Genomic DNA, 12,859 nt, shown 5'->3' with positions numbered 1-12,859 from the left:
GAGCACCCTGACCCGTAAACACCAACCCCAACCGACCAACCCCCACCCCACCACCCACCACCACACCCGACACATCCCACCCACCAGCAACCGCCTCAAGACCAGCCAACAACTCGCCACGATCCGCACCCAGAACAACAGCACGGTGCTTGAATGCTGTTCGGGCGGTGGCCAGCGTGTACGCCACATCCCCGACCCCGATCCCGGGCCGTGCCGCCAGGTGCGCATGCAGCCGGACCGCCTGCTCCCGCACCGCCTCCGGCGACCTCGCCGACAACACCAGCGGCGCAACCCCGTCGACGGCGACGGGCGCGGCCTCCTCGGGGGCCTGCTCCAGGATCAGGTGGGCATTGGTGCCGCTGATGCCGAAGGAGGACACCCCCGCCCGGCGCGGACCGGACGAGGACCACTCCCGGGACTCCGTCAGCAGCCGGACCGTACCGGCCGACCAGTCCACGTGCGGAGAGGGCTCATCGACGTGAAGCGTTTGTGGCAGCTCGCCGTGGCGGATCGCCTCCACCATCTTGACCACACCACCGACACCCGCCGCCGCCTGCGCATGCCCGATGTTCGACTTCAACGAACCCAGCCACAACGGCCGATCCGCAGAACGCGCAGCACCATACGTCGCGATCAGCGCCTCCGCCTCGATCGGATCACCCAGCGCCGTACCGGTGCCGTGTGCCTCCACGACGTCCACCTCGGCCGCCGACAGGCCCGCATCCGCCAACGCCTGCCGGATCACCCGCTGCTGCGAGGGACCGTTCGGCGCCGTCAACCCGTTCGACGCACCATCCTGATTGACGGCGCTCCCCTTGATCACCGCCAGCACCTTGTGCCGGTTGCGCTGCGCGTCCGACAACCGCTCCAGGACCAGGACGCCGGCCCCCTCGGCCCACGCCGTGCCGTCCGCGCCGGCCGCGAACGCCTTGCAGCGGCCGTCCGCAGCAAGGCCCCGCTGGCGGCTGAACTCCACGAGCATGCCCGGGGTGGCCATCACGGTCACACCGCCGGCGAGAGCGAGGGTGCACTCGCCGCGCCGCAGCGCCTGCACCGCCAGGTGGATCGCGACGAGGGACGACGAGCATGCCGTGTCCACCGTCACCGCCGGGCCCTCCAGACCGAAGGTGTAGGCGATACGGCCGGACATCACGCTGGCGGTGCTGCCGGTCAGCAGGTAGCCGCCCGTCTCCTCGTCCGCCTCGTGCAGGCGGGGGCCGTAGTCCAGGGCCGTGCCGCCGATGAACACGCCGGTGCGGGTGCCGCGCAGCTTCTCGGGGACGATGCCCGCGCGTTCGAGCGACTCCCAGGCGGTTTCCAGCAGCAGCCGCTGCTGGGGATCCATGGCTGCGGCCTCGCGGGGCGAGATGCCGAAGAACGCGGCGTCGAAGTGGCCGGCCTCGGCCAGGAAGCCGCCTTCCCTGGTGTAGGTGGTGCCGGGGCGCTCGGGGTCCGGGTCGTGGAGGGCGTCCAGGTCCCATCCGCGGTCGGTGGGAAAGGGGCCGATGACGTCCCGGCCGTCGGCGACCAGCTGCCACAGGTCCTCGGGGCTGTGCACGCCACCGGGGAGGCGGCAGCCGATTCCGACGATGACCACAGGATCGTTCGCGGTGGTGGCCGTGTCCGGTTCCGCACCGTGCGGATCGGCCAGGTCGGCGGGGTCCGACAGATCCTGCGCCAGCCGGTGGGCCAGTCCGGCAGGCGTGGGATGGTTGAACAGCAGCCCGGACTCCAGGGGGAGGCCGGTGGCCTCGCTCAGCCGGTCCCGGAGCTCGACGGCGAGGAGCGAATCGAAGCCGAGGTCCCGGAACGGCCGGGTGGGGTCGACGGAGGCGGCCGTGCCGTGGCCGAGCACGATGGCGGACCAGGAACGCACCAGATCGAGCATGGCGCGCTCCTGGTCCGCCCCATCGGTCCGGGGCCCTGCCGACGCCTCGGAGGCGGAGTCGGCATGATCGGCGGAGTCGGCATGATCCTGCCCGGCGGCCGGATCGGCCCGCGCCGGCTCCGGGGCGGGCGCCGTCGTCGCGCTCGCGCCCTGGCCGGGCTGCCCGAGCGGATGGGCCTCGTCGTCGCCGTACCAGTGCCGCCGGCGCTGGAACGCGTAGCCCGGCAGGGGGAGACGCCGGGCTCCCGTGCCCTCGAACAGATTCTTCCAGTCCGGGGCGTGGCCGTGCACGTGAAGTCCTGCGACGGCGGTCAGCAGGGCCTCCGGCTCGGACGCGGACGACCGGCGCATGGTCGGCAGCAGGACGGCCCGCCGGCCCCGCAGGCACTCACGGCCCATGGCGGTGAGGACACCGTCGGGGCCGATCTCCAAAAGGGCGGTGGTACCGCCCTCAAGGAGGGTGGCAATGCCGGCCTCGAAGCGCACCGCGGACCGTACGTGCCGTACCCAGTAGTCGGGCGAGCACAGTTCCTCGGGGGTCGCGGGCAGGCCGGTGACGTCGGAGACGACGGGGATGCGCGGCGGGGCGTAGGTCAGTCCGGCGGCGACGGCGCGGAACTCCTCCAGCATGGCGTCCATGTGCGGGGAGTGGAACGCGTGGCTGACGCGCAGCCGTCGCGTCCGGCGGCCGAGTGCGGCCACGGCTGCGGCGATCTCCTCGACGGCGGCCTCGTCGCCCGATACGACGACGGCGCGCGGGCCGTTGACGGCGGCGATGCCGGCCTGTCCCTCCCGGCCCTCCAGCAGCGGCAGTACCTCCTGCTCGGAGGCTTCCAGCGCGGCCATGGCTCCGCCGGGCAGCGCCTCCATCAGCCGTCCGCGGGCGGTCACCAGGGTCGCCGCGTCGGTGAGGTCCAGGACGCCGGAGACGTGGGCGGCGGCCAGTTCGCCGACCGAGTGGCCGAACAGGTGGCCGGGGGTGACGCCCCAGGTCTCCAGCAGGCGGAACAGCGCCACCTCCACGGCGAACAGGGCGGGCTGGGTGTAGCCGGTGCGGTCCAGCAGGGCGGCCTCAGGGGTGCCGTCGGGCGCGAACAGCACCTCCTGGAGGGGTCGTGCCAGGTGCCGATCGAGTTCGGCGCAGGCGCGGTCGAGCGCTTCGGCGAAGGCGGGATGGGTGCGGTACAGCTCGGCTCCCGCGCCCGCTCGTTGGCTGCCCTGTCCGGAGAAGAGGAAGGCGAGATCCCCGGTGTGCGCGGTGGTTCCGGTGACGGTGCCGGGGGCGGCCTCGCCCCGGGCCAGGGCCGCGAGGCCGCCGAGCAGTCGCTCGGGCTCGGAGCCGACCACGGCGGCCCGGTGTTCGAACTGGGTGCGGGTGGTGGCCAGGGAGTAACCGACATCGGCCGGCTCGGGCATCGTGGCCTCGGCGGTCAGCCGCGCGTGCAGCCTGGCCGCCTGCTCCCGCAGCGCCTCGGGCCCGCGCCCGGCCAGCGGCCACATCACCGGCCGCCCGTCGCCGGCCGCCCTGCCGGTCTCGTGCACGTCGCTGCGCTGCGCCGCCTTCGTCCGCGCAGGTGCCTCCGACACCACCACATGGCAGTTGGTGCCGCCCATTCCGAAGGAGCTGACGCCGGCGACGAGGGGCGCGTCCGGGCGGGGCCAGTCGCTCAGCTCGCGCTGGACGGTGAGGCCGAGTTCGGTGAGCGGGATGCGCGGGTTGGGGGTGCGGAAGTGGAGGCTGGGGGGCAGCTGGCGGTGCCGGATGCTCAGGAGTGTCTTGAGCAGGCCGGCGATGCCCGCGGCGCCTTCGAGGTGGCCGACGTTGGTCTTGACCGAACCGACCGCCAGCGGAACCGCGCGGCCCCGGCCCAGGGCCGCGCCGAGGGCGGCTGCCTCGATCGGGTCGCCGACCTTGGTGCCGGTGCCGTGCAGTTCGACGTACTGGACGTGCTCGGGGCGGATTCCGGCCCGTCTGCGGGCCGCCTCCACGACGCGCTGCTGGGCCGCCTGGTCGGGCACGGTCAGTCCGGGAGTGGCGCCGTCGTTGTTCACAGCGCTGCCCAGCAGGACACCGTGGATCTCGTCGCCGTCGGCGAGGGCACGGGCCAGCGGCTTGAGCAGGACGAGGCCGCCGCCCTCGCCTCGTACGTAGCCGTCGGCGTCGGCGTCGAAGGTGGCGCAGCGTCCGTTCGGGGAGAGGCCGCCGAAGCGGGACGCCTCGACCGTGCCGGCCAGGGTGAGGTTGAGATTGACGCCGCCCGCGATCGCGAGGTCGCATTCGGTGCGGCGCAGGCTCTCACAGGCCAGGTGGACGGCGACCAGGGCGGAGGACTGTGCCGTGTCGACGGCCAGGCTGGGCCCGTGCAGGCCGAGCGCGTAGGAGACCCGGTTGGCGAGCACTCCCCGGTTCAGGCCGGTCGCGGAGTGCGGGGTGACGGCGCCGGTGCCGCGGCGCTGGAGCAGTGCGGCGTAGTCGTCGTGCATCGCGCCGATGAAGACGCCGGTGCGGCTGCCGGCCAGGCCGGCGGGCAGGATGCCGGCGTCCTCCAGGGCCTCCCAGGCGAGTTCGAGGACCAGGCGCTGCTGCGGGTCGACGGAGGCGGCCTCGCGCGGGGACATGCCGAAGAACTCGGCGTCGAAGGCGTCGACCTGGTCGAGGAAACCGCCGCGGGCGGCTCCGGTGACGGCGTCCGGCGCGAGGTCCCCGGGAGCGTCGGCCTGCCAACGGCCGGGCGGCGGCGGGCTGATGGCGTCCCGGCCGGTCCGCAGCAGGTTCCAGAACGCGGCCGGATCGGGGGCCTGCGGGAGCCGGCAGGAGAGGCCGACCACCGCAATCGCCTCCTGTTCGGCCGGGCCCACCTGATCCGTCGGGAAACCGCCGGAAACTTCCTTCTTCGCCACGGTGGCTCACTGCTCCCTCTGGGGCCGATCGCAGATCGTCGGGTCAGTGTCACCGCCTCCGCCAAAGGCCTCCTTGGCGCGCTCTAAAGGCGAGTTCCCTGCGTGCCGAGGTCGCGGCTACGGTCCTGCAGGACCAGCCGCGCCAGGTGGGAGGAGTTTCGTGGACTTCAGTCTCTTCTATTTCGCGGACTACGGGGCCGCGGCCGATGACCGCTACCGTCTTCTGCTGGACAGCGCGAAATTCGCGGACACCCACGGATTCACGGCGGTCTGGACGCCGGAACGCCATTTCCATGAATTCGGCGGCCAATATCCCAACGCGGCCGTCACCGGCGCGGCGCTGGCGGTGGCGACCGAGCGGATCGCCATCCGCGCCGGCAGTGTCGTCGCGCCGCTGCACCATCCGGCGCGGATCGCGGAGGAGTGGTCCGTGGTGGACAACCTCTCCCGGGGCCGGGTGGGCGTGTCGCTGGCGTCGGGCTGGCACGCGGTGGACTTCGTCCTGCGGCCGGAGAACTACCGGGACCGCAAGGAGGTCCTGGTGCGCACCGTGGAAACCCTGCGCCGGCTGTGGGCGCGGGAGGAGGTGGCGTTCCCGGACGGCGCGGGCCAGGAGTCGAAGGTGCGGATCTTCCCGCCGCCGGTCCAGCCGGAGCTGCCGATGTGGCTGACGAGCGCCGGCTCCGCCGAGACGTTCCGTACGGCCGGCCGGCTCGGCACGGGTGTGCTGACGCATCTGATCGGCCAGGAGATCTCCGATCTGGAGCACAACGTCGCCGCCTATCGCGCGGAACTGGCGGCCGCACACGGCCCCGGGGCGCGCGGCCATGTGGCGCTGATGCTGCACACCCTGCTGGGCACCGACCGCGAGAAGGTCCGTGAAGAGGTCCGCGAGCCGTTCAGCAACTATCTGCGCAGCTCGATCGGACTGATCATGAAGACAGCCGCGGCGGCACTGCCCGGCGGCATCGACCTGGAACGGCTGTCGCCGCAGGACCGCGAGTTCCTCGTGGCGCGGTCGTTCGACCGCTACTTCGACACGGGCGGGCTGTTCGGCACGGTCGAGGACGGCGTGGAGACCGTACGGCGGCTGCGTGCGGCAGGGGTCGACGAGGTCGCCTGTCTGATCGACTTCGGGGTGCCCGAGGACCGGGTGCTGGAGGGCCTGCACTCCTTGGACACGCTGCGCGAGCGGTGCGCCGACGACCATGGGGAGGACCGTGATGAGCAGCGGTGAACTGACCGGGCTGACCGCCCTGGTGACCGGCGGTGCCTCTGGCATCGGGCTGGCCACCGCCCGCATGCTGGCGGCCAGGGGCGCGGCGGTGGCCTGCCTGGACCTCAACGCGCTGGACACGGACGGGAAGCCGGCCGTTCCCGAGCCGCTGATCGGGGTGTACGGCGACGTCGCGGACGACGCCTCGGTGGACGCGGCCGTGGCGGAGGCCGCCGAACGGCTGGGCGGGCTGGACATCCTGGTGAACAACGCGGGCATCCTCGGCCGGGGAACCGTGGAGTCGGGTGGTCTCGACGAGTGGAAGCGGGTCTTCGACGTCAACGTGTTCGGCATGGTGCGGGTCGCCCGTGCCGCGCTGCCGTATCTGCGGCGCTCGGAACACGCGTCCATCGTGAACATGTGCTCGCTGGGTGCCACCGTCGGGCTGCCCAACGCGGCGGTGTACTGCTCCTCGAAGGGAGCGGTGCTCGCCCTGACCACGGCCATGGCCGCCGACCATCTGCACGAGGGCATCAGGGTCAACTGTGTGACCCCGGCCCCGGTCGACACGCCGTGGGTACGCCGGCTCGTGGACGCCGCGCCCGACCCGGAGGCCGCCTTCGCCGCGGTCAGCGGGCGGCAGCCGAACGGGCGGCTGGTCACACCGGAGGAGGTGGCCACCGCGATCTGCTACCTCGCCGGCCCGGCCGCGGGCTCGACCACCGGGGTCTCGCTCCCTGTCGACGGGGGCAGCCGGGGTGTCCTGCTGAGCATGGATCCGCGTCTGCTGCCGGCCCGTTCCCGGCTCTGAATCCCCTGGCCCGGGCGGCTTAAGCGAGGCCCAAGCCGTCTGTAAGAGCCCCGGCCTAGGGTCTCGATCAACGATGGGCGACCGGAGGAAAGCATGACCGAATACCAGCTCAAGGGCACCGCCGCGGCTCTGGTGGAGCTGTTCGCCGGGAAGATCCACCAGCACGGCATGTACGACTCGGAGGGCGCCTCCTTCTACCACGCGTTCACGGTGCGGGACAACGCCGAGGTGGAGGAGCTGCTGAGCGCCGGCGAGGGGCGGCCCGGCCCGGTGCTGGAGCTGTGCTGCGGCTCCGGCCGGCTGACGCTGCCGCTTCTCAAGAGCGGATTCGAGGTGGTCGGGCTCGACAACTCGCCGTCGATGCTGGAGATCCTCGACGAACGGATGCGGGAGCCGGAGCACCAGGAGTACGCGGACCGGCTGAGCACCGTCGAGGGCGACATGACGGACTTCTCGCTGGACCGCACGTTCGGCCTGATCGTGCTCGGCGCGACGGCGGTGTGGAACCTCACTCAGGAGCAGCGCGCGCAGCTGTTCCGCTGTGTGCGCGAGCATCTCGCCGAGGACGGCCGCTTCCTGCTGACCGTGCTGGACATCGCAGGGTTCGAGAGCGCGCCCGCCGCCTTCGAGTACACCTCGGTCTTCCCGACGAAGGACGACCGTTCGCCGGTGCTGTGCACCTTCATCGACCGGATCGAACCGGACGGCCTGCGCTCCACCAGCATCCTCGCCAACCGCGTACAGGACGGCGAGGTGGTCGACACCGCCCTGTACACCGCCTGGACGCATCTGGCGCCGCTCGGCTCCCTGGAGAAGGAGCTGGCGGCCGAGGGCCTGAAGCTGGTCGCCCAGCGGGAGCTGGTGAATCGTCACCAGATCACCCGCAGCAGCAGCGCGCGCCGTCGGCTGCTCCTTGAGGTCACGCTCTGACCGTCGACGCGACCAGGGTGCCCGGCGCGACCCGAGAGGCCGCTCCGGGCACCCGGTTCCGAGCAGGAAGCGAGGCGCCCCAGGTGACCGACCCGATACCGACGTCGCGTGCGGCGGATACCGTCACGTCCGAGGAATTCCGTCGGGTTCTCGGCAGGTTCGCCACGGGCATCGTCGCCGTCGCGGCCCTGGACGCCGTCGGCCGGCCCGCCGCGCTGGCGGTGAACTCCTTCGCCTCGGTCTCCCTGCGGCCTCCGTTGGTCTCCTTCTGCGTGGCGGAGACGAGCAGGAGCTGGCCGCGGATCCGGCCGGCCGAGCGGATAGGGATAAGCATCCTCGCCGACCGTCAGCGGCCCGTGTGCGATCGGCTCGCCGCCAGCGGCCCGGACAAGCTGCACGGCACGGAGTGGCACCTCTCCCCCGGCGGAGCGCTGCTCGTGGCGGGCGCGACCGGCTGGCTCGAATGTTCCCTGCGGGACGAGTACTGGGCCGGCGACCATGTGATCGCACTGTGCCACGTGCACCACCTGGCAGTCGGCGAGAGCGATGCCCCGTTGCTCTTCCACGGCGGCCGTTACGGCACCTTCCGGCCCGGCCCGCTCCCCGTGCCCCGCTGACCGGGGCGTCCGGGCCCGGCCGCCTCGTCCCCGAGCGCGCGACCGGACACCAGCGCGAGGTGGACACGACTGTCCGGACGGCTCGGTCCGTCCGGTCCACTCGCAGGGGTGAAGCAGGCCCAGGACGAGGACCATCACCGCCCGCACCACGGCGACTTCGGCAGACTCGGCTCCCGGAACACATCCCGGAAGCAGATGAACGGAGCCGTGAGCACCATGTCCGCCGCGCAGCCCGCCGACCGCTCGCCCCACGAGGTGCTGGAGCGTTACCACCAGGCGATGCTTGCCATGTCCGCCGACGACCTGGCTGACCTGTACGAGGTGGATGCGGTGCACGAGCTGCCGTTCCTCTTCCCCGGAATGCCTGCCTGCCTCAAGGGCCGGGAAGAGGTACGGGCCACTTACCGGGCGGCCTGGGAGCACAGCACGGCGCGGGCAAGCGCGTTGCGTGACGTGACCGTTCACACCACCTCCGATCCGGAGGTCGTCATCGCCGAGCAGACCGTCGTCGGCACGGTGACCGGCAGCGGTGAGCCCTTCGCCTTCTCCAACGTGCTGGTGATCCGCGTCCGCGGCGGGCTGATCACCCAGGTCCGTGACTACATGGACGGCCTCAGAATCGCCCACTCGCTCGGCCGGTTGCCCGCTGTCACGGCCATCCTGGAAGGTGAGCGCCTCTGACCTGCGGGCGGCTTCGGGAAGTCACCCTGCGGTCCTGCGCCCCCACGCGGTCCCCGCGAGCACCAGGACGCCGCCCGCGAGACCGAGCGCGCCGAGCCGTTCGCCGCCCAGCGTGATCCCGGCCGCGGCGGCCCACAGCGGTTCGGTGCCGAGCAGCAGACCGACCCGGGACGGAGAGGTACGGCGTACCGCCCACATCTGCACGAAGAACGCGAACACCGTGCACAGCACGGCGAGGAACAGCAGCCCGGCCCAGTCCCGGGCGCCGAGGTCCGCCGCGACCGCCCAGGGCGCCGGGCCGCCGCAGACGGCGGACAGCAGGGTGAAGACGGCGACGGCCGCGCCGAGCTGGACCGTGGTGAGCGGCAGCGCGCCGGCGCCCTGGACGGCCCTGATCCGGGACATGGCAAGGACGTGCACGGTACGGGCGAGCGCGGCGAGCAGCATCAGCAGGTCGCCGAGCGAGGGCCCGGTGAAGCCGCCGCCCTGGGTGAGCAGGACGACACCGAGCACCGACAGCAGCGCCGCGCCGAGGAAGGCCGGGGCGGGCCGGGTGCGGGTGACGGCGGCCTCGGCGAGCGGGGTGAAGATCATGGTGAGGCTGATGATCAGGCCGGCGTTGGTCGCCGAGGTGTGGACGACGCCGTAGGTCTCCAGCAGGAAGATCCCGCTGAGGATCAGCCCCAGCAGGGCCGCGCCGCGCCACTGGGCGCCGGTCAGGGAGCGCAGGGCACGGCGGCCGGCGACGGCCAGGACGGGCACGGCGAGGGCGAACCGCAGCACGAGGACGGCCAGGACGGTACGGGCGGTGGTGATGTCCTTCGCGGCGAGGTAGCTGGCACCCCAGCAGACGGCGACGAGCAGGACCGGCAGGTCGGTGTGCCAGGCGCGACGGGGGGCGACGGCGGCGCCCGGTACGGCGATCGAGGACATGCGGGCGGCTCTCCCGGTCTCCGAGGGGTGCGGAGACGGCGGCGGCTCGCGCGGGGCGTGATCACCGTACCGGCGGCGACGATCTTCAGCCAGGGGTTTGTCCGGGTCTCAGGCCTCCTCGGGGAGGTCGTACGAGCCGTACTCCGGGTCGCCCGCCAGGTCGTAGCTCTGGATGGAGATGCCCGAGCGGGTGACGCGGCCGCCGGTGTGCCGGAAGCGGGTGGGGACCGTGCCGTCCGGGAACAGGCGGTGGCCGGTGCCGAGGACGACCGGGAAGGTCAGCAGGTGCAGGGTGTCGAGGAGGCGGAGGTCGATCAGGGAGCGGACCAGGGCGCCGCTGCCGTGGACCTGGAGTTCGCCGTCCGTGCGCTCCTTGAGGGCCTGCACCTCCTTGGCGAGGTCGCCGGCGAGCACCGTGGTGCCGGACCACTCGGGCGCCTGAAGGGTGGACGAGACGACGTACTTGGGGAGGGCGTTGAGCCGGGACGCGATGGGGTTGGCCGGGTCGGTCACCTTCGGCCAGTAGGCGGCGAAGATGTCGTACGTACGGCGGCCGAGCAGGAAGGCGCCGGCGCGGTCGAAGACCTCGGTGACGAAGCGGCCGAAGTCCTCGTCGCCGTAGGTGAAGCTCCAGCCGCCGTGGGTGAAGCCGCCCCTGGTGTCCTCCTGGGGGCCGCCCGGGGCCTGGTAGACACCGTCGAGGGTGACGAAGAGGGTGGAGACGAGCTTGCCCATGAGGGGTGCCTTCTTCCGGGTGCGGGGTCGGTCGGTCATCAGCTCAGACCCCGCCGTGACCCGGAACTCATCGGTGCGGCCCGGCTCAGCCCGCGTGCGTCGAGAACAGTCCGCCGGTCGGGCCCTGCTTGTCGCCGCCCTGGGCCTTCTTCAGGGCGTTGGCGAGGCTCTCGATGGTCATGGACTGGAGGATCACCCGGCCGTTGCCCTCCAGCGTGGCCAGGGACAGGCCCTCGCCGCCGAAGACGGCGTTCATGATCCCCTGACGGTTGAGGCCGCCGACGCGCTGAACGCCGTACTGGACGCCCTCCTCGAAGGCCACCACACAGCCGGTGTCCACCTCGATCCGGCCGCCGAAGTCGGCGGGGTTGAGGTCGATGAAGTTGCCCGCGCCGGCGATGATCACCGTGCCGTACCCGGTGAACTTCTCCAGGATGAAGCCCTCGCCGCCGCTCATGCCCGTGCGGCCGCCGGCGAAGGCGATGCCGAAGTCGACGGTGGACTCGGCGGCCACGAAGGCGTCCTTCTCCGCGAACCACGCGCGCGTGCCGTCCAGTTCCAGCGCGCGCATCTCGCCGGGGAGCACGCCCGCGAAGCCGACCGTGCCCTGGCCGCCCTGGGAGGTGAAGTACTGGAACGCCAGCGACTCGCCCGCGAGCATGCGCTGGCCGACCTGCATGGCGGTGCCCATGGCCTGGCGCAGCAGGCCGCCCATGCCGCCGCTCTGCCCCTGCTGGCCCCCGCTGCCGTTCGCGGACGGGCCGGACAGGCGCGTCTCCATGGTCACGTTCGTCGTCTTGAACAGGAACTTCCCGGCCTCGCAGTACACGGTCTGGCCGGGCTGGAGGCTGACGACCGCCATCTGCATGGCGTTGCCGACGATTTCTTGCTGAAGGGTCACGCGGGAAGAACGCGGGAGACGGACCGGAGAGTTCCAGGAGGCCGGAATCGAATCCGTGTGGGTGACACGCGGGGCGCCCGGTGCTGTCCAGGCCGGGGCGCCCCGCGCGGGGTGGGTCAGCCGCCCAGCTCCTGGTGGCGGGCGGCGAGCCGGGCCGCGCCGTCCTCGGTCAGGGAACCGAACAGCCTCAGGCGGGAGATGCCGCCGTCGGGGAAGATGTCGACACGCGCGTGCGTGCCGACGGCCGGGGCCGGGAGGACGAAGCGGTGGTTGGTGTCGGGCTGGAGGCGGGTGCGCGGCAGGATCTCCGTCCAGTCGCCCTCCTCGCCGTCCTTCACCGAGACCGACGCCCAGCCGGCGCTGTTGCCCTTCAGATAGGCGGTGTCGATCTCGACGGCGCGGATCTGCGCCTGGGCGGCCAGCCGGTAACGGATCCAGTCGTTGCCCTGGTCACGGCGGCGGCGGGTCTCCCAGCCGTCGTCCATCTTGCGGGAGCGGCCCGGCTGAATGGTGTTGGTGGCCGGGGAGTAGAAGAGGTTGGAGGCGTCCTCGACCTGGCCGCCGTTCTCCAGGGCGACGACGTCGAAGGTGCCGAGCACCGCGAGCCACTCGGGGTCCGGAACGACCTCGCCGTGCACGCGCAGGCGCGCGATGCCGCCATCGGGGTGCTGGTTGACGCGCAGGTGAGTGAAGCGCTGCTCGGCCGAGACGGCGAAGCCGTTCGCCGCGTGGCCGCCGACCGGGGTGCGCGGGACGATCGTCGTCCACTTCACGTCGTCGCCCAGCAGCTCCTGCGGGGACGGCGAGCCGGCGACGGACGCGGCCTCGATCGACACGGCCTGCGGGTAGTTGCCGCGGAAGTGGGCGGTGTCGACGACGATCCCGCGGATCACGCCGGGCGCCCCGAGGCGGACCAGTGCCCAGTCGTGGTCCTCGGCGGTGGGCCACGGGTGCTCGGCGGAGACACCGCGCCGGCGGCGGGTCTCCCAGCCGTCCATGATCTTGCCCTTGTGCCCGAAGTGCTCGGGGTCGAACTCGGCCCGCTCGGGCACCAGCAGGTTCTCGCGCTGGGCGAAGAACTCGTCGTTGGCGGCGATGACACCGGCGCCGAGCTGCCGGTCGGCGAGGTTGGCGTACTGGGTGAAGGGGAAGTCGGCGGTGCGGTAGTCCGCGTACGGGTCGCCGCCTCCGTAGGGGTTCGCGTCGCCGGTGAAAGTCGGTATCGCCGTCACGGTGATCAGGGGGT

Annotated in this window: 10 protein-coding genes; 5 read left to right on the top strand and 5 right to left on the bottom strand. The window is 72.3% G+C overall.

What is annotated here, in order from left to right; translation table 11 throughout:
* Nucleotides 1-4,789, bottom strand: a 4,789-nt coding sequence (locus LE548_RS07040) for a type I polyketide synthase (RefSeq protein WP_225095779.1), incomplete at its 3' end; no start/stop codon positions are given.
* Nucleotides 4,790-4,949: 160 nt separating this feature from the next.
* Here LE548_RS07040 and LE548_RS07035 point away from each other — a divergent pair.
* The 5 genes from LE548_RS07035 (at nucleotide 4,950) to LE548_RS07015 (ending at nucleotide 9,044) form a co-directional block, all read left to right on the top strand.
* Nucleotides 4,950-6,026, top strand: a complete 1,077-nt coding sequence (locus tag LE548_RS07035; protein ID WP_225095778.1) for a MupA/Atu3671 family FMN-dependent luciferase-like monooxygenase — start codon at nucleotides 4,950-4,952, stop codon at nucleotides 6,024-6,026.
* Nucleotides 6,013-6,816, top strand: coding sequence for an SDR family NAD(P)-dependent oxidoreductase (locus LE548_RS07030; RefSeq protein WP_225095777.1), 804 nt, complete (start codon nucleotides 6,013-6,015; stop codon nucleotides 6,814-6,816). Before LE548_RS07035 ends, LE548_RS07030 begins: the two co-directional genes overlap by 14 nt.
* Nucleotides 6,817-6,909: 93 nt before the next feature.
* Complete coding sequence (mpaM, locus tag LE548_RS07025; protein WP_225095776.1) at nucleotides 6,910-7,746, top strand: daptide-type RiPP biosynthesis methyltransferase; 837 nt, start codon at nucleotides 6,910-6,912, stop codon at nucleotides 7,744-7,746.
* A gap of 83 nt (nucleotides 7,747-7,829) precedes the next feature.
* Nucleotides 7,830-8,363, top strand: coding sequence for a flavin reductase family protein (locus LE548_RS07020; RefSeq protein ID WP_225095775.1), 534 nt, complete (start codon nucleotides 7,830-7,832; stop codon nucleotides 8,361-8,363).
* Nucleotides 8,364-8,471: 108 nt separating this feature from the next.
* On the top strand, nucleotides 8,472-9,044 hold the full coding sequence (locus LE548_RS07015) for a nuclear transport factor 2 family protein (RefSeq protein WP_225095774.1): 573 nt from the start codon (nucleotides 8,472-8,474) through the stop codon (nucleotides 9,042-9,044).
* Nucleotides 9,045-9,065: 21 nt separating this feature from the next.
* Here LE548_RS07015 and LE548_RS07010 read toward each other — a convergent pair whose 3' ends face one another.
* From LE548_RS07010 to alc, 4 genes are all read right to left on the bottom strand, one after another.
* A complete protein-coding gene (locus LE548_RS07010) occupies nucleotides 9,066-9,977 on the bottom strand; it encodes a DMT family transporter (protein ID WP_225095773.1) in 912 nt (303 codons plus the stop codon).
* 108 nt (nucleotides 9,978-10,085) lie between these two features.
* Complete coding sequence (locus LE548_RS07005; protein WP_225095788.1) at nucleotides 10,086-10,712, bottom strand: dihydrofolate reductase family protein; 627 nt, start codon at nucleotides 10,710-10,712, stop codon at nucleotides 10,086-10,088.
* 85 nt (nucleotides 10,713-10,797) lie between these two features.
* Nucleotides 10,798-11,613: an AIM24 family protein gene (locus tag LE548_RS07000; RefSeq protein WP_225095772.1), complete on the bottom strand. Its 816-nt coding sequence runs from the start codon at nucleotides 11,611-11,613 to the stop codon at nucleotides 10,798-10,800.
* Between the two features lie 116 nt (nucleotides 11,614-11,729).
* Nucleotides 11,730-12,845: an allantoicase gene (gene alc, locus LE548_RS06995; RefSeq protein ID WP_225095771.1), complete on the bottom strand. Its 1,116-nt coding sequence runs from the start codon at nucleotides 12,843-12,845 to the stop codon at nucleotides 11,730-11,732.
* Between the last annotated feature and the right edge of the window lie 14 nt (nucleotides 12,846-12,859).

This window comes from Streptomyces sp. CoH27 (genome assembly GCF_020181035.1).
Classification (GTDB): Bacteria; Actinomycetota; Actinomycetes; order Streptomycetales; family Streptomycetaceae; genus Streptomyces; species Streptomyces camelliae.
The sequence above is the reverse complement of the archived record's forward strand: the minus strand, read 5'-3'. Positions and strand labels throughout refer to the sequence as shown.